13 protein-coding genes and 6 pseudogenes are annotated in these 16,035 nt (G+C 68.7%); 11 read left to right on the top strand and 8 right to left on the bottom strand.

Annotated features, from left to right (window positions below; all coding sequences use genetic code 11):
• Positions 1 to 100 (bottom strand): annotated as a pseudogene (locus ACZ60B_RS41165) (threonine dehydratase); the annotation flags it as partial.
• A gap of 220 nt (positions 101 to 320) precedes the next feature.
• Here ACZ60B_RS41165 and ACZ60B_RS41160 point away from each other — a divergent pair.
• Positions 321 to 818 (top strand): hypothetical protein, encoded by a 498-nt coding sequence (locus ACZ60B_RS41160; RefSeq protein ID WP_469396784.1) that lies wholly within the window; start codon positions 321 to 323, stop codon positions 816 to 818.
• Here the strand turns inward: ACZ60B_RS41160 and ACZ60B_RS41155 are convergent.
• A pseudogene (locus ACZ60B_RS41155) lies at positions 785 to 1,011 on the bottom strand (hypothetical protein); the annotation flags it as partial. The gene ACZ60B_RS41160 and the pseudogene ACZ60B_RS41155 overlap by 34 nt on opposite strands.
• Positions 1,012 to 1,531: 520 nt before the next feature.
• Positions 1,532 to 2,092, bottom strand: a pseudogene (locus ACZ60B_RS41150) (DEAD/DEAH box helicase family protein); the annotation flags it as partial.
• 368 nt (positions 2,093 to 2,460) lie between these two features.
• Between ACZ60B_RS41150 and ACZ60B_RS41145 the strand changes: the two are divergent.
• On the top strand, positions 2,461 to 3,447 hold the full coding sequence (locus ACZ60B_RS41145) for a Rossmann-fold NAD(P)-binding domain-containing protein (RefSeq protein ID WP_469396782.1): 987 nt from the start codon (positions 2,461 to 2,463) through the stop codon (positions 3,445 to 3,447).
• Between the two features lie 112 nt (positions 3,448 to 3,559).
• Here ACZ60B_RS41145 and ACZ60B_RS41140 read toward each other — a convergent pair whose 3' ends face one another.
• Positions 3,560 to 4,177: a hypothetical protein gene (locus tag ACZ60B_RS41140; protein ID WP_469396780.1), complete on the bottom strand. Its 618-nt coding sequence runs from the start codon at positions 4,175 to 4,177 to the stop codon at positions 3,560 to 3,562.
• On the opposite strand from ACZ60B_RS41140, the gene ACZ60B_RS41135 reads away from it, so the two are divergent.
• The gene (locus ACZ60B_RS41135; RefSeq protein WP_469396777.1) at positions 4,154 to 4,885 is read left to right on the top strand and encodes a helicase associated domain-containing protein; all 732 of its coding nucleotides are present in this window, start codon (positions 4,154 to 4,156) and stop codon (positions 4,883 to 4,885) included. The genes ACZ60B_RS41140 and ACZ60B_RS41135 overlap by 24 nt on opposite strands.
• Before the next feature lie 63 nt (positions 4,886 to 4,948).
• Positions 4,949 to 5,161 (top strand): helicase associated domain-containing protein, encoded by a 213-nt coding sequence (locus ACZ60B_RS41130; RefSeq protein WP_469396775.1) that lies wholly within the window; start codon positions 4,949 to 4,951, stop codon positions 5,159 to 5,161.
• A gap of 66 nt (positions 5,162 to 5,227) precedes the next feature.
• On the opposite strand, the gene ACZ60B_RS41125 is transcribed toward ACZ60B_RS41130, so the two are convergent.
• Entirely contained in the window at positions 5,228 to 6,424 is a 1,197-nt protein-coding gene (locus ACZ60B_RS41125) for an alkane 1-monooxygenase (protein WP_469396771.1), read from the bottom strand.
• Between the two features lie 255 nt (positions 6,425 to 6,679).
• On the opposite strand from ACZ60B_RS41125, the gene ACZ60B_RS41120 reads away from it, so the two are divergent.
• Together ACZ60B_RS41120 and ACZ60B_RS41115 are read left to right on the top strand one after the other, a co-directional pair.
• Positions 6,680 to 7,276 carry a TetR/AcrR family transcriptional regulator gene (locus ACZ60B_RS41120; protein WP_469396769.1) on the top strand — a complete coding sequence of 199 codons (597 nt, stop codon included), beginning with the start codon at positions 6,680 to 6,682 and terminating at the stop codon, positions 7,274 to 7,276.
• A 591-nt stretch (positions 7,277 to 7,867) separates the two neighbouring features.
• Complete coding sequence (locus ACZ60B_RS41115) at positions 7,868 to 8,443, top strand: hypothetical protein (protein ID WP_469396767.1); 576 nt, start codon at positions 7,868 to 7,870, stop codon at positions 8,441 to 8,443.
• Positions 8,444 to 8,769: 326 nt separating this feature from the next.
• On the opposite strand, the gene ACZ60B_RS41110 is transcribed toward ACZ60B_RS41115, so the two are convergent.
• On the bottom strand, positions 8,770 to 9,378 hold the full coding sequence (locus tag ACZ60B_RS41110; RefSeq protein ID WP_469396764.1) for a superoxide dismutase: 609 nt from the start codon (positions 9,376 to 9,378) through the stop codon (positions 8,770 to 8,772).
• Positions 9,379 to 9,760: 382 nt separating this feature from the next.
• Here ACZ60B_RS41110 and ACZ60B_RS41105 point away from each other — a divergent pair.
• Positions 9,761 to 10,596 (top strand): annotated as a pseudogene (locus ACZ60B_RS41105) (IS5 family transposase); the annotation flags it as partial.
• Positions 10,597 to 10,641: 45 nt separating this feature from the next.
• Here ACZ60B_RS41105 and ACZ60B_RS41100 read toward each other — a convergent pair.
• The gene (locus tag ACZ60B_RS41100; protein WP_469396762.1) at positions 10,642 to 11,385 is read right to left on the bottom strand and encodes a class I SAM-dependent methyltransferase; all 744 of its coding nucleotides are present in this window, start codon (positions 11,383 to 11,385) and stop codon (positions 10,642 to 10,644) included.
• A 573-nt stretch (positions 11,386 to 11,958) separates the two neighbouring features.
• Here ACZ60B_RS41100 and ACZ60B_RS41095 point away from each other — a divergent pair.
• Positions 11,959 to 12,366: pseudogene (locus ACZ60B_RS41095) on the top strand (GmrSD restriction endonuclease domain-containing protein); the annotation flags it as partial.
• 284 nt (positions 12,367 to 12,650) lie between these two features.
• Here the strand turns inward: ACZ60B_RS41095 and ACZ60B_RS41090 are convergent.
• Entirely contained in the window at positions 12,651 to 13,466 is an 816-nt protein-coding gene (locus ACZ60B_RS41090; RefSeq protein ID WP_469396760.1) for a dienelactone hydrolase family protein, read from the bottom strand.
• A 99-nt stretch (positions 13,467 to 13,565) separates the two neighbouring features.
• On the opposite strand from ACZ60B_RS41090, the gene ACZ60B_RS41085 reads away from it, so the two are divergent.
• The 3 genes and pseudogenes from ACZ60B_RS41085 to ACZ60B_RS41075 all read left to right on the top strand — a co-directional run.
• Positions 13,566 to 14,576: a GlxA family transcriptional regulator gene (locus tag ACZ60B_RS41085; RefSeq protein ID WP_469396758.1), complete on the top strand. Its 1,011-nt coding sequence runs from the start codon at positions 13,566 to 13,568 to the stop codon at positions 14,574 to 14,576.
• Positions 14,573 to 15,154 (top strand): cytochrome P450 family protein, encoded by a 582-nt coding sequence (locus ACZ60B_RS41080; RefSeq protein ID WP_469396756.1) that lies wholly within the window; start codon positions 14,573 to 14,575, stop codon positions 15,152 to 15,154. The genes ACZ60B_RS41085 and ACZ60B_RS41080 overlap by 4 nt, the downstream gene beginning before the upstream one ends.
• 311 nt (positions 15,155 to 15,465) lie before the next feature.
• Positions 15,466 to 15,786: pseudogene (locus ACZ60B_RS41075) on the top strand (transposase); the annotation flags it as partial.
• Positions 15,787 to 16,035: the final 249 nt, after the last annotated feature.

Here is a 16,035-nt window from a genome sequence, read left to right as displayed (position 1 = left end):
CCAGCGCCTCGCAGCGGTACAGCGGAGTGTCGAGAAAGACCGGGTCGATCACCTGGCGAGCCGCCCGGATCCGAGCGGTGTCGAGGCGCGTCTCCGGCATGGCACAGCAGCATAGCGCCGCCTGCGCCGTTCCATTTGGGCGAACGTCCGGCGACCAGCGCCGGTACCGGGAGGCTATGAGCCGGGGCCGACTCGGCCCGGAAGCCGGGGCCACTTCAAGATTCTGGTCCAGCTTCTGTGGAGCCCTCACGCTCTGTAACCTGTCGGGACGGGATGGCCCTTTGTCGCTCGCTGACAGACCTGTTTGGGATCATGCCCGCATGGACTTCGACCTCGCCCCACCAAACGGCGTCGGCCCGTTGCGGATCGGTATGACTCGACACGCGGCCAACACGGCGTTGGACTCGCTCCGCGATCTATCTGCGATCTCGGAGTCCGATCGGCCGGGTCAGCACATCTTCCGTCCCAGTGGGCTGATGATCAGCATCCACTGCGTGCGCGACATGCTTGAAGCCGTCGAGCTGGGAAGGCCGTCGTCTCAGACGGATCGAGTGTTGTTCCAGGGTGTGGACGTGTTCGCGCTTCCGGCCCGCGAAGTTGTCCGGCGCGTCGGTGAGTCGACCTCGATCGAGGAAGATCCTGACGACGATGCTTCATTCATCGCCCCGGACTTGCTGCTGGGCTTCTGGCGTCCGTTCGCAGCCGATGATGAGCCGGAGGAAGAGCAGGGCTACTACTTCAGCTCGGTCTTGTTGGCACGGCCTGGCTACTACGACACCCCTGCTCAGGCTGCGGAGCGCCTCCAGCAGAGCTCGTGACTGTCCTGCCAGGATGCCAGCAGGACGCGTTTCCGCAGGAGGCCGAGTCGGCTCGGCCGTACATCTGACGTTTGATCATTTTGATTCGGTTGACGTGGCCTTCGACGATGCCGGAGTTCCACGGCAGCGTGAGGCCGGCGGTGACGGCGGCGAGATCGCGTTCGAGGCCGTTGACGAAGGTGTGGAGGCTGGGCGGCCCGCTGTGCGGTGGAGCCGAACCCGCCCAGGACCTCGTGCCGGAGCTCCGGGGCATGCTCGCCGCACAGCCAGTCTGCCCAGATCCGCTCCGGGTGCCGCTCGGGCTGGTCCGCGTGCAGCTTCGCCTCGACACGCTGAAGGCCCTCCGCGTACGCCTGTGCCTCTATGGTCCGGTGGTGGAAGGTGATGCATGTCTGGAGCCCGTGCCGGGCGATCGGGTGCAGGAGCGCCGCCTGGAGCGCCCCGAGCCGCTGCCCGCGCACCTCTTCGGTGTGCCGGTCCTCGCCCATCAGCCGTCCCGGGGTGACGACGGGGTCTTTCAGCTCCGGGACGATGATCTGGTACCGCGCCGGCAGGCTCCGGGAGACGGCCGACGCAAGCGAGAGCTTGTACAGGACGGGCCCGAAGACTTCCCTGTCGTCCATGGAGGCTGCCATCTCCTGCGGCAGCGCGTCCTGTACGCCCTCGGCGATCTCCCAGGCGGGGGCCCGCCCCTGCCAGATCGGCGGTGTGGCCGTCATGTACAGCCGCCGCGGGGCCGGGATGACGTCCTGCCCGTGGATGTCCGCCCACGCTTTGCCCATCGAGCCGCTCGTCCTGTGGGCCTCATCGACCACCGCGAGGTCCACGGGGTCGAGCCGCTGGCCGTAGGCGCCCTCGAAGGCCACCGCCAGTACGGGCAGGGATGCGCAGGTGGCGTGGACGGTGACCGGCCCGGAGCCGTGCCACAGGGCCAGCTGGATCGGGTTGGTCGTGCAACGGACCCTGAGGTTCCACAGCTCCGGGTCGTCCTGGAGCGAGCAGACCGCGACCGCCGGTCCGGTGTGCCCGGCGTCGTGCCAGGCCCTGACGGTCTGGGTCAGCAGGTCCAGGGTCGGCACCAGGACGAGAACCCGCCCCCGGGGCGCGATCCGCCGTGCCGCGGCGGCCACCATGACCGTTTTCCCGGTGCCGCAGGCAGCGTGCACCTGCCCGCGCAGACCCTCGGCCCCGATCCTGCCGCGGGGTACGTCCAGACCGCGCACGATCGCGTCGACGGCCTCGACCTGATGGTCCCGCAGGCGGATGGCAGGCATGAACGGTCCTCTTCCCCTTCCGGCGGCAGGCCCCGCAACGCGTCGGAGCCGGAACGCGGTTCGGCACTTCGGTGCAGCGTCACACACGGAGGTGTCCTGTGCCATCGAACTCTGAGCGTGTGCCATCGAAGTTTGAGCGGCGCGGGTCACTACAGGTCATTAGCGGGGCGCGAGTGGGATGGTCTGGTGCGTTGCGCCCTCGGCGGGGACAGGCAGTCAGTACTCCAGTGCGACGTCATGATCCGGTTGTTTGGATGCCTCGGCGGGGCGGCGTTATTGCCCAAGGGTTGAGGTCGATCTGACGGATGACCATCTGCTGTCAGCGAATCCGCCTGGCCGGGCGGTGATCCCGGTGCTTGTGTGTCGGGATGGAGATCCTGGTTCTGGGTGGAACGGCATGGGTGGCTCGGGAGCTGTCGCGGCAGGCGATCGAACGCGGCCATCGGGTGACCTGCCTCGCGCGTGGCGAGAGCGGAGAAGTCGCGGACGGAGCGACACTGGTCGCCGCCGACCGGCGCGATCCGTTGGCGTACGATCCCCTGCTCGACCGCGTATGGGACGCGGTCGTCGAGGTGTCATGGCAGCCGGGCTTCGTTCGTGGAGCGCTCGACGTGCTGGGCGGCAAGGCCGGGCACTGGGTGTATGTCTCGTCCGGCAACGCCTACGCCTCCCACGCCGCGCTGGGGGCGGACGAGTCCGCGGCCCTGCTCGCCCCGACCGACAGGAGCGAGGTCGACCGCGAGTTGTACGGCGAGGCGAAGGTCGCCTGCGAGCAGGCGTCGACGGCCGCTGTGGCCGACCGCCTCCTCATCGCACGAGCCGGGCTCATCGGCGGCCCGGGCGATCACAGCGGGCGCTCCGGCTACTGGGTCGCCCGCGCCGCACGCGATCCGCGAGGGCCGATGCTGGTCCCCGACACACCGGCCATGCCCACCCAGGTGATCGACGTGCGGGACCTCACCTCCTGGCTGCTCGACTCCGCGGAGACGGGAACCACCGGCACGTACGACGCCGTCGGCCCGGTCGTTCCGTTCGAAGAGTGGATCGAGCTGTCTCGCGCCGCCGGCGGGCACACCGGTCCGGTGGTCACCGCCGAATCGGCGTGGCTGCTCGCCAACGGCGTGGCCCAGTACATGGGGCCCGAATCGCTGGCGATGTGGCTGGTCGAGCCGGGCTGGGAAGGATGGTCGGCCAGGGACGGGTCCGCGGCGCGCGCCGCGGGGCTACGTCACCGGCCCCCGGCGGAGATGTTGGCCGACACGCTGCGCTGGGAACGCGAGCAGGGGCTGGACCGGGAAAGGCGCGCAGGCCTCAGCGCGCAGCGCGAGCGCGAGTTGCTCGGCGCCCTCGGCTGACGGCGGTGGACCGGTCTCCCACGTCCGAGCGTCTGTACAGGCGCGCCCTCCGTTCTGACTTCCCGATCTCGTGGTGGGCCCGCCGAGAACCGGTACAGCCGGCCCTGAAGAGCTACTGGCTTTCGCAGGACTCGGCCAGTTGGGGTTCTCGGGCGAGGGTGATGCAGAGCGCCGTGATGGTGGTCAGGGGAATCCAGGAGTCGTGGTTGTCGAGGAAGCAGCGCCATGTCTCCGTGGCGGTCAGACCCTGTGAGTAGGGGGTCTTGATCCTGCGGTAGTTGTCCTCCGTCATGAAGGCCCGTGCCGGGGGGTTGGGATCGGGGAAGCGAAGGCTGAGGATCCTCTTGAGGCTCCAGAGCGGGATCTGCCAGCCATTGGCGATCTGTCGCAGACTGGCCTTGTTCCAGCGAGCGTCCTGTTCGATCGGCCCGGTCATGTCGAAGCCGTCGCTCCTCAAGGCGACGCGGCGCCGGATTCGGAGGTCGTCCTTCGTCCAGATGGGGAGATGCGCTGGTGTGGCATCCGCGAGGGGGTTGGCCAGGACGTCTGTCGAGCGGCCGCAGACTTCCGCGAGATCGAAGCACTCGCCGACCCCCGCGTCCGCAACGCCCGTCCCCAGCTGGGCGCGGACGACGACCACGACCAGGACGACGACGGCCAGGAGTAGGAGCAGGACGTCGTCCAGGTCAGCGCGGCGGCGGCTGGCGTGCTCAGGTTCAGCGAGGAACACGATCCGGCTGCGCCCACCCGGTTCGTCCGGCTGCGGGTCATCGACCCCGAAGCTGCGTACTGGCGGCGCGGCATCGAGGCGGCCACCAGGTGGCTGCGCGAGACCGGCAGCACCCAGCTGCGGGTGCCCTACACGTTCGTGTCGCCGAAGGACTGGGGCGGTGCCGGCGGGCATCCGCTGGGGGGGTGGCTGGCGGATCAGCGGCGGTACTACGGAGCCGGGACCCTGGAGGCCGCGCGCGTGACCGAGCTGGAGGCACTCGGGATGGTGTGGTCGGTGCAGGCGTCCGCGTGGGAGAGCGGCCTCGCCGTCGCCCGCGCGTACGCCGACGCACACTCGCACCTGCTCCCGCCCACCTCCGCCGTCTGGGACGGCTACCCCATCGGGACCTTCATGAAGAACGCCCGTGCCGCCGCCCGCAAGGCGGCCGAGAACGCTCAGCGGCGGGAGGACGGGGAAACGGACGTCCCGTACACGGGCGAACTGCCGGAGTCGAGGGCGGAGGCACTGGCAGAGCTTGGTCCAGGGTGGTGCCCGGCGTGGGACATCAGCTGGCAGCGCTCCTGCCGGCTCACCCTCGCCCACAGGAAAGCGGGCGGCGCGCTCCCCGCCGGGCCGGGGCACCTGATCGTGCAAGGCGAGGACCTGGGCGTCTGGATCACCGGACAGCGGGCCGGGTGGGACAAGCTCATGCCCGCCCAGCAGTGACTCCTGGAATCCGTCGGCATCGAATCCTCCGCGGAAGGCGAGCCGGTACCTGGCGCTCCGTGGTTGCAGGATGCCCGCTGGGCCGCGAACCTCACCGCCGCCCGGCAGTTCCATGCCCGCGAAGGCCACCTGACCGTCCCCCGCAAGGCTGTGGAGATCGTGGACGGTGTCGAGCACAAGCTGGGAGCGTGGCTGGACAACACCCGCCGCCGCGCCACCAAGCTCAGCCCGCAACGCCGCGCCGAACTCGACCGACTCGGCATGCGCTGGACCTGAACGACCGCGCACGGATGGCCCTCCCGGTCTACGGGCTGGCCATCCGTGCTGTGACCAGGGGGACGTCTACGCACCGCGGTCAGCAGCCTGTCGGGGCGCGGTGGCCGCGGGAGCGGCAGGGGTGGATGCCGCCGACGGTGGCCCCGCCAGGGGCTTGGTGTTGGCCAGGCTCACGTCGCCGTCGTAGTGGGCCAGCAGCCGTCGGTCCATGACGCGGCGCCACAGCGGCGGGATCCAGGCGAGGACGATCATCGCCGCATATCCGGCGGGGAGCTGCGGGGCCTCGTCGAAGTGGCGCAGGGTCTGGTAGCGGCGCAGGGGGTTGGCGTGGTGGTCGGAATGCCGCTGGAGCTGGAAGAGGAAGAGGTTGCTGACGGTGTTGTTGCTGTTCCAGCTGTGCCGGGGCGCGACGCGTTCGTAGCGGCCGTCCGGGCGCCGCCGGCGCAGCAGGCCGTAGTGCTCCAGGTAGTTCACCGACTCCAGCAGGCCGATGCCGAGGACCGCCTGCAGGAGCAGACAGGGCAGCGCCATGAGCCCGAACAGTGCGGTCAGGGTGGCGAAGAGCAGCACCGTCAGTGCCCATGCGGTGAGGACGTCGTTGTGGAAGCTGAAGGTGCGTCGTCCTCGGCGCTGCAGGCGGCGCTGCTCCAGCAGCCAGGCGGAGCGGAGGCTGCCCACAACCGTCCGGGGCAGGAAGGCCCAGAAGCTTTCTCCCATGCGGGAGCTGGCGGGGTCTTCGGGTGTCGCTACGCGCACGTGGTGGCCGTGGTTGTGCTCGACGTAGAAGTGTCCGTAGCAGCTTTGGGCGAGCGCCAGGCGGCTGAGGCGGCGTTCCGCCTGCTCGCGTTTGTGGCCCAGTTCGTGGGCGGTGTTGATGGCGACCCCGGCCACCACACCGGTGGTGGCCGCCAGCCCGATCGAGCCGGTGACGCCGAGGCCGCCGCCCGCCCACTGCCGGCAGGCCCAGACGAGGGACGCGAACTGCAGCGGCAGATAGAGGTAGGTGCACCAGCGGTAGTAGCGGTCGCGCTCGAGGCGTTGCATGGCCGCCTCGGGAGGGTTCTTGCCGTCCACGCCGGTGACCAGGTCGAACAGCGGCACCAGGGCGAAGGCGAAGAACGGCCCCCACCACCAGAATGCGGTGGCACCAGTGGCGTGCACCAGGGCGCCGGCCTGCCAGGGCAGGGTCGGCACGGCGAGTGCCAAGGGCCACCACAGGCGCTTGGGGTCCCGCCAGGAGACGTCGTCGGCAGCGCGGCTCATGTGCCCACTCCTTCGTCGAGAATGCGTGCTTCCGCCTCTTTGGCCGAGGTGGGGGCGGAAGCACGCTGTGGGGGCCTCAGACTGACAGCCGGCCAGGACGGCTGACAAAGGCGGCGCTGTGTAAATATTCTGATGCGACATCAGGTGTAATGCGGAAGGGACCGGGTGATGCAGCAGACAGGCAGGTCATGGCGGCAGGTTCTGCCGGAGAAGGGGACGGCGGCCCGTTCTTCGCAGCCGCCGGATCCGCCTCGCGTGGCCTGGCGCAAGGAGATGCGCAGGCGAGTGCTCGACGAGGCGTGGACCCTGGCTGCACAGAACGGATGGGACCGGGTCAGAGTGGCCGACCTCGCCCAGCGCGCCGAGGTCTCCCGCCCGTCCATCTACGCGGAGTTCGGCGACCGCGCAGGCATAGGGCAGGCCTTGGTACGCCGCGAGGCCGACCGCTTCCTCACCAGCCTGGCCGACGTTCTGGACCGCCACCGCAGCCATGTGGGCCTTGCCCTGCGGGCCGGCGTAGCCCACGCCTTGGCCGAGGCCGAGAACAACCCGTTCATCGATGCCGTGCTCAGCGCCGCACGCGGCGGCACCGACGCCCTCCTGCCCTTCCTGACCAGCCGTCCCGAGCCGATCCTCACCACCGCCTGGACCCTGGTCGCCGCTTGGCTGGGCGACGTCCTGCCCCACGTCGACGAGAACCGGCGCGCCGAAGCCGCCGACCTGCTCGTACGTCTCAGCATCAGCCACATGCTGCTGCCCCCGCCCGATCCCGCCGTAGCGCCGACCAGCGTGGCACGGGCCGCCTGCGCCGTCCTGGGCATCGGACCGCCCCTGCCCCAGCATGCGAACTGACAGCCTGTCGGAAAGTTGACCCCGCGCCGCCTTTGCCCTGAGCAGCCAGGACTGGCAGGGTCGTCAGCGCTCCAACAGCGTGCTTGCGCCGTATCCCGGGCGGGAGCGGCGCAAGCACGCACAGTTGGGCGACACCGGCTCAATCGCATCCGGCAGACGCCGCGTCCGTGCGCGCAAACCCCGGACCGGCCGTCCCGCAGGGGCCGCACCGGCGTCGGCAGCACCACATGCCTTGCGGGCAGCCGGGCCGGCCGCGGCATGCGTTCGCGATCCTGCGGCCCCTGTGCCGTCTGCGCTGGATATGGGGCGTCCCCATCGTGCTGGGTGACGTAGGCCGCTGTCGACGTGAGCGGCCCTCCCGCCGCGCGGGACCCGAGGCATCACATGCCCTGCACGTTGACCGGGCAGCGGACAAGCCCCGGCCCGGCTGGAGTCCGGCCCGCACACAGTCCGCCGGTCAGGAAGGGGCGGTCGGCCACCGGGCGGGTCAGTCAGGCAGTCCGGGAAGCTCACCCGGCCGGCCGGGCACGAGCTCGATGCGGGTGCAGCCGGTCTGATCACAGTCATGGTCGGGCCGTGTTGGATGGGCGTATGAGCCAGACAGCTGCCCTGCGCCTGCGGCAGGCGATCGCCAGGACCAAAGACGCAACGCGAGAACGTACCCCCAGCGGTCGTCGCCCAGAGGAGGCCGATGATGTGCTGGGCACCTTCGCCACCGATGGGGCACTCGGCTTCGATCCCTTCCCCTTCCTCCAAGCCCTCCATGACGCCGGCTCGCGTGCGGTGGTCATCGGCCAGGTCGCTGGCATCATGCACGGCTCCACCGAACTGACCGGGGACCTCGACCTGCTCTGGGACGGCACCCCTGACGAGGCGCGCGCCTTGCGCCGCGCCCTCGCCCTGTGCGGCTGCCCTGAACTGCCCGATCTCGACCGAGCACAGGTGGGATACCGGGTCACCGGTGCCAACGGAGACCTGTGCACCCCCGCCCTTCCCTGGGGAGCCATGGATGTCGCCCCCTGCCTGACCGGGGCCGAAACGACTCATGACCCCGCGGGCTTCACCATCCGCTATGCCGCACTTGACGATCTGATTCGCATGCGCCGAGCCCTCGGCCGCCCAAAGGACCACCGCCGTGCAGACGAACTCGCACAACTACACCCCTGAACCGGGATGACCAGCTCCGCTGTCACTTCCCCTGAACGGCCATGCTCCCGTGACTTCCTGGGCGCCATCCGTTGTCGGTGCACCACCAACTGAGACAACGACTTGCTCGTGGCCGATGGCGAGGGTGCGGTCGGCCTGGGAGCCGAACGGCTCGGGGGCTGACCGCGTCAGGGTCAGCTCAGGCGTCCACCGTGTCCGCCGTCGGGGGCGATCTCGGCGATCCGGGCGCATTCCTGATCTTGGCCGGACGGCCGCCGAACCCAGTGGGCGGGCCGGGAAGCCAGGCCGGCTTCCCGGTCCGCCGGGTGAGCTTGTGCGCTGTTGGATCAGGCGCCGACCGCCGCGGTGTAGCGGGCCGTGACATCTTCCCAGTTGACCAGGTTCCAGAGCCTGTCGACGTAGTCGGGGCGGACGTTCTTGTACTGCAGGTAGTAGGCGTGCTCCCAGGCGTCGAAGACCAGCAGCGGGGTACTGCCCTGGCCGACGTTGCCGTGGTGGTCGTAGACCTGCTCGACGATCAGCCGCTTGCCGAGGGGCTCCCAGGCGAGCACGCCCCAGCCGGATCCCTGGACGGACGCGGTAGCCATGGTGAGCTGCTTCTTGAACTGCTCGAAGCCGCCGAGGTGTTCGTCGATGGCGTCGGCAAGTGCGCCGTCGGGGCGGTCGCCGCCGTCGGGTGAGAGGTTCTGCCAGAAGATCGAGTGCAGGACGTGACCGGAGAGGTTGAAGGCGAACGTCTTCTCCAGCCCGACCAGTGAGGCCGGGGTGATCTGGTCCTTGTCGCGGGCTTCGGCGAGCTGTTCGAGGGTGTCGTTGGCTGCCTCGACGTAGGCGGCGTGGTGCTTGGCGTGGTGCAGTTCCAGGATCTGCCCGGTGATGGCCGGCTCCAGTGCGGCGTAGTCGTAGGGCAGGTCGGGAAGCGCGTAGGTGCCCATCAGGCACGTCCCCTTTCCGGGTGAGTGATCGTCCGGGGGCAGCCTATGCCTTTATTGCGAAGAGCTTGCAACAACCAATGTAATGCATCAACATGAACCGTGGCGGGGTCGGCCCGTCAGTCTCCGGTGTCCGAGCGCCTTCCGTCCGTCGGCGTGTCCTTCCTGGAGAGTGGTCGTCTTCTCACCCGGCGCCCGCCGGTCCCGGCCGGCCCCGCTCTGGCATGCGACGACCTCACCACACGCACCGAAGCCGAGACTTCCCTGCGGCGCGCCACCCGGTTGGCCTTGGAATGCGCTGAAGGCAACCCCCTCAAGACCGCTCGCCGGCGGACGGGTCGGTGTTGTCGTCGGTGTCTTTGATGGCGAGGGTCCGTAATGGCGTCGGCGTCGTGTCGCTGAGGGACGTTGCCAGCGATGGAAAACCGGGTGCAAGTGGAGGGCCCTGCCCAGCGACTTTCCGCCCTGGCGGACCTGCTACAACTTCATGACCCGCTGGGCCGCGGCCGGAGTCGTCGGACAGATCCGCGACCAGCTGCGCAAACGCATCCGCCGCGAGATGGGCCGGGCCCCCGGCGCGGTCGCCACCGTCATCGACTCCCGGTCCGTCAAGGCCGCCGAGACCGTCGGGCGCGACTCGCGCGGCTACGACGGCGCGAAGAAAATCAACGGCCGCAAGTGGCATCCGGTCGTCGACACCAAGGACCTGCCGCTGTTCGTCATGGTCACCCCGGCCGACATGACCGACCGCGACGCCGCGGAAGAAGTCCTGTTCCGGCTGCGGCTGATGCACCCGGAGATCACCATCGTGTGGGCCGACTCCAGCTATGCCGGGCAGCTCGTGACCTGGGCGAAGAAGCACCTGAACCTGACGCTCAAGACCATCAGCCGTCCGAAGGACGCTGTCGGGTTCGTCATCCTGCCCCACCGCTGGGTTGTCGAGCGGAGCCTGGTCCAGATCATGCACGCCCGCCGTCACGCACGCGACTACGAACGGCTCATCCAGCACTCGGAATCCTTGATCACGTGGGCCACGATCACGCCGATGACAAGGCGGATCACCCGCCGGTCCTCCCGCAGGAGCGCGCAGCCCGCCTCTCGCGAGGCCAACCGGGACCGATCGTTCTCAAGTTCACGGTCGGCAACCCCACCCGGACCGAGCTCCGAGAACCCGCCAGGAGCCCACTCTCCTACGAACTCCTGCGGCCCCAAGGGAGATTCAGCAGTCGGCGGGCGCGAATCGCGGCCGGTCCCGACCATGCGGAGCTACCCGGCGGGTGGGATCCGGTAGACGGAGACGTGAGAACGCGACTCGGCGGTGAATTCGGCGCCGGCCCAGTCCGCATGCCTAGTCTCCAGTTCGAATCCGGCCAACTGGGCCATAAGGTCGAGCTCAGCCGGCCAGACATAGCGATGAGGGCTGCGGAACAACCGCGCCTGCTGGGTCTCATCAAAACGGAAGTGGTGCGATACGACGTGCTGGTGGAGGACGTCGTAGGTGTCCAACCCGATATAGCCGGGTTCGGACTGCCAGACGGTGGCCGTCTGGCCCGGCGGGAGCTTGCGCAATTCAGGTACCCAGAGCTCGATTACGAACCGGCCGCCAGGTGCGAGGTGGCGGGCCGCGTTGCGGAAGCACTGCACCTGCTCATCCTGGGTGAGCAGGTTGGAGATCGTGTTGTACACGAGGTAGACGAGGACGTACTTCCCAGGGGCGACGGTGGTCGCCATGTCACCAATGATCACGGGGATCGTTGCTTCATCGGCCTTGGTTCGCAGTTGCTCCACCATCGGGAGCGACAGCTCGATGCCGGTGACAGAGACTCCTCGCTCCGCGAGCGGCACGGCCACCCGGCCTGTCCCGATGGCAAACTCAAGCGCTTCTCCGCCGCCTGCGAGCTGGGCGAGACGGTTCACGGCCGGTTCCAGGACCTCGGGCGCGAACATTCCGGAACCGGGCGTGTCATAGCGCTGGGCGGCATCGGCGTCCCAGATCTTCTCCTGCTGCATTCCGCCAACGCTCGCCGCTGGCGCATGCGATGTCCACCGAGTTTTTCAGAGTGCTTGCCATGGATGCATCAGAAACAGGTACGTAGCCGGGACTGCCCACGTGTGATCAAGAAGCCGAATTCTGTCTTCGTGAGCGGGGGAAAGGGCTGATCTGGGAGACAGCCGGGAGAGGGGGCACACTCTCCGAGCCCCGCGCGAGGGCGTGCAGCCTCTCCAGAAGCGCGTCGTCGTCCGCAGCAGTACGGTGCGCAGCATCGGTCACGAGCCGGGACTGTAGTCGCGCCACTCCCTGGTCAGCCCGCCAGGTCAACTGAGAAACGCGTCAGTATGTCCCGAGCATCTGTCGGCAGCGGCTCAATTTGGGTTCTGGCTCACTTTTGGTGCTGAAATGACGGAGGGTCACCGTTGGTGTCGGTGGCGGTCCCAGATCAACGACGCGAAGCGTTGGGCGGAGGGACCGTCCCCGCGGGCGCCGCCGGCGGGGGCGGACGTGCCACTGTTCCGGGCGCTCGCCTTGGTCGCGGAAGCCCCCGGGGGACCGCGGGACGGCTACAGCCGCGCCCAGTTCAAGCAACGGGAGGCCAATGGTGGTCGGAGTACGACCAGACGTGGATCACCTCGGCGACCGCCCTCGACGTCGACCACATGGTCCCCCTCGCCGAAGCCTGGGCCTCCGGAGCAGCCGCCTGGACCCCAGCGCGGCGTGAGGCGTACGCCAACGACCAGGGGGCGCCGAACAGCCTGATCGCGGTGTCCGGCAACTCCAACCGGTCCAAGGCAGACAAGGACCCAGCGGACTGACTGCCCGTACCGGCGGACCGATGCACGTGCGCCGCGGACTGGGTAGCGGACAAACTCCGCTGGAACCTGACCGCCGACGCCGGCGAACGCGACGCCCTGACCCGCCTCGCCGAAACCTGCCCGACCGCCATCGCCACCGCCACCGCCACCGCCACCGCCACCTACGAACAAGTCCCATAACCGGGCTTCTGAATTCGAGGCCGTCGTCAGTGGCCCGGTGCGGAAGTGCCGGGTTCGCGGCGTCGGCCTGGGATCCGGGATGCGCCCACAGTCACCGGGATCGCTTTCAGGCTGTCCTGTGCCACTGAAGATTGAGCGTGTGTCATCGAAATCTGAGTGGCCTGTGTCACTTGTGGTCTTCGAGGGGCGGTCACGAGTACCCCAGGTCGACGGCCAGATCGCATCGGGAAACGGCGGCGCTCTGTCGCATCGCGGGGTACCGGAGTGCCAAGGGCTCATTCAGCCTACGTCCCGAGCCGCTCGGCCAGGAAGGCGATGATCTCGTCCCGGGCCTGCATGGTGGGGTGGCCGTCCTGGTCGACGAGGTGTGCCGTGACGACGCTGTGGGCGCAACCGACGACGTCGCGGAAGAAGGGCGGAGGGTTCGTGTTCGCCGTCTCGGCTTTGAGTACGCGGCCGTCGAATGCGTCCCCGAGCAGCGCTCGGTAAGCCGCGAACCGCTGACCAGTGCACCACCTGTCGTTGTCGAAGCGGTAGGCGAGAACCTTCAATCCCTCTCGCGCTACGCGTTCAGCCACGGCAGCGGCGTCTTCGTCGCTGATCTCCAGACCGCCGGGATCGTCCAGCGGAAGCGACGGATGGTTGACCACTGGTGCGATGACAGCCGGTTCGAGCGCCATGGTCAAGGCGAAGTTGCCGGTAAAGCACAGACCGACGGCGCCGACGCCAGGCCCGCCGCGCTCGGCGTGCGCCAGGCGGGCGAGGCCGCGCAGCCATGTGACGACGGGGCTGGTGCCGCCACCGGCGAAGGCTCGGAACTCGGCGCTGACGCAGGCGCGTCGAACGACGGTCTCGCCTGCCTCGGCGAGCGGACAGGCACCGTCGACGCCGAAAAGAGAGGGCAGGTACACGGAGAAGCCGGCATCGCGCACCCACCGCGCGAACCGCGCGACGTCGGGGCTGATACCCGGCATCTCGGGCATGAGGATGACTGCCGGTCCTGACCCGGCGACGTACACGGTCTTGCCGACGTCATCGACGCTGACGGTTCTCCGTGAGAAGTCGTCCAAGGGGTCGCTCTGTCCTCGCATGATTGTCATGACCGAGATGATGACGAGCGGCCGCCCCTCTGAGAAGCGGCGGCATCGCCACGTATCACGGTAATATCGCCACCCGTTCGAAGGTGCCGGAGGGGCCGTATGAGTCCGCTGCGCGTTGGTGTGCTGGGCTACCCCGGCTGCTTCGCGTCGGAGGTGTTCGGCGTCCCTGACCTCCTGGCCATGGCAACTCACGTCGCCGCGGCGCAAGGGTCGGTTCAGCCGGCCTACGAGGCGTCGGTCGTCTCGCCCCGGCGCCGTGTGATCGCGGCCGGCGGCTCGGTCCTCGATGTCTCGGCGGTTCGCCCGGTGGACGTCCTGATCGTGCCGGGATTCGAGCTTTCGCCCACGCTCGATCTCGACGCGACACTCGCAAACCTGGCACCGGAAATAGCGTCGATTCGATCGCAGGCGGCCTCGGGGACCGCTGTCGTATCGATCTGCGTGGGCGCCTTCCTGGTCGCTGAAGCCGGGCTGCTCGACGGGCGCCAAGCGACCACGTCCTGGTTGTTCGCGGATCGTTTCGCCCGCCGGTACGCCGACGTGCGCCTCCGCCCGGAGAGCTTGGTCGTGACCGACCGGGGGGTGACGACCACAGCGGCCTTCAGCGCCATGTACGACTTCGCCCTGCACCTCATCCGCGAGCACGACGGCCCCCGCGTCGCCCGTAGCACCGCGCGTATCGCGCTTGTCGATGATGCGCGTTCCACGCAGGCTCCCTATGTCGACCCGGGGCTCATACCCACTGTGGGCAGGGAGTTCTCGCTCAGCGTCAAGCGGTGGCTCGACCAGAACCTCAGTGCTCGCTATGACCTGCTCACCCTCGCCCAGGAGTTCCACGTAAGCACGAGAACCATGCTCCGCCGCTTCGGCGACGAAGCCGGCGAGACGCCACTCGCGTACCTGCACACGGTCCGGGTGCGTCGAGCCAGACACCTACTGGAGACGACCGACAGGACCGTCGCGAGCATCGCCGCCGAGGTCGGGTACGGCGCCCCTGGGGCGTTCAGCGACATCTTTGCCAGACATACGGGCCAGCGGCCGAGGGAGTACCGCGCGATATTCCATCGTCGCTCTGACCGCCATGGGCCAACCCGACGAACGGAGACTTGAGGCCCGCCCACGACGGCAACAGGCCCCTCAAGACCGGGCCGAAGCGCAAGCCCTTCATCGCAGACACCGCGCACCGACTGCTGGACCGGATCGAGCGGCACACCCATGTGGATGTGATCGCGGCCTTCGCGGTGCCGCTGACCTTCCGGATGATCTGCGCGATCCTCGGCGTCCCACGGGAACTGGACAAGGCGGCGACGCGCAACACCCTGATGACCACTGTCTCCCCTGCTCCGGGCGTGGACCCTGCCCGGGCGGAAGGCGATCTGCACGGCCTGCTGGACATCCTGATCGCCGGTAAACGCGCGGGCGGCGAGCGCAACGGAGTGGACCTGCTGGGCGCTCTCGTGCAGGCCAGTGACGACAGCGGGGCGATGAGCGAGGAGGAACTGCGCTCCACCGCCTATCTGCTGCTGGTGGGCCACGACACCACCATGAACCTCATCGGCAACGGCGTGCTCGCCCTGCTGCTCGAACGCCTGGACCCCGTAGATCCGGCCAAGCCGGCCGACGAACTCCCCTGGCGGCCGGCCCGGGTGATGCGCGGACTGGCCGCACTGCCCGTCGTACGCAACTGACCGCTCCCGCCCACGCCGCCGAACCGTCCCCCGACCAGGAGCACACCAGATGGGCAGCCAAGTCCCCGTGACGGTGACCGAGCCACGCCCCGGCGTCCTGCTCATCACCCTCAACAGGCCCCACGTCCGCAACGCCCATCGACCAGTCCCTGGCCGACGCCATGGACACGGTCCTGACCCGGCTGGAGACCAACACCCGCCTGGCCGTCGACATCCTCACCGGTGCAGACGGACACTTCTACTTGGGCATGGATCTCAAAGCCTTCCCCACCGACGGTGTTCCGGTCGTCGCCGACCGCGGGCTCGCGGGCGTGACCCGCGCCCGCATCCAGCTCGGCGGCCCGATCGTCCTGGTCTGGGACAACGTCCGCCTGCACCTGACCAAGCCCTTGCGGGCGTTCATCGAAGCGAACGCGGACTGGCTCACCGTCTTCCAGCTGCCCACCCACGCGCCCGACCTGAACCTGCAAGAAGGCATCTGGTCGCTGGTCAAGCGTGACATCGGCAGCCTCGCCGCAGCCGACCTCAGCCAGATCACCCGTGCCGTGAAGCGCAAGCTCAAGATGCTGCGGTACCGACCGGAGGTCATCAATGGCTGCCTCGCCGGCACCGGCCTGGTGCTGCAAGCGTGAACACGCCGGACGGCCGATCGGCGATGGGCCGTGCAGGGTCGGAGTCCAAAGGTGCTGGTCAGATACGGTCACGGGATGAACGAGAGCCTGCCTGCCGACGTAGCCGACGTGCTTGCGGCAGTCCTGAACGGGGATGCTCCGGTTCATATCGCGGTCCAAAGGCAGGTTCCGCACCTCAGCGTGCGAGCGCGCTGCACATGCGGGTGCGGCACCGCCTGCTTCGAGCTCGACACCAGCAAGGTGGAACCT

It is taken from the genome of Streptomyces sp. NPDC104096, assembly GCF_055584385.1.
Note: the sequence above shows the minus strand (reverse complement) of the source record. Positions and strands in the feature narration are given on the sequence as shown.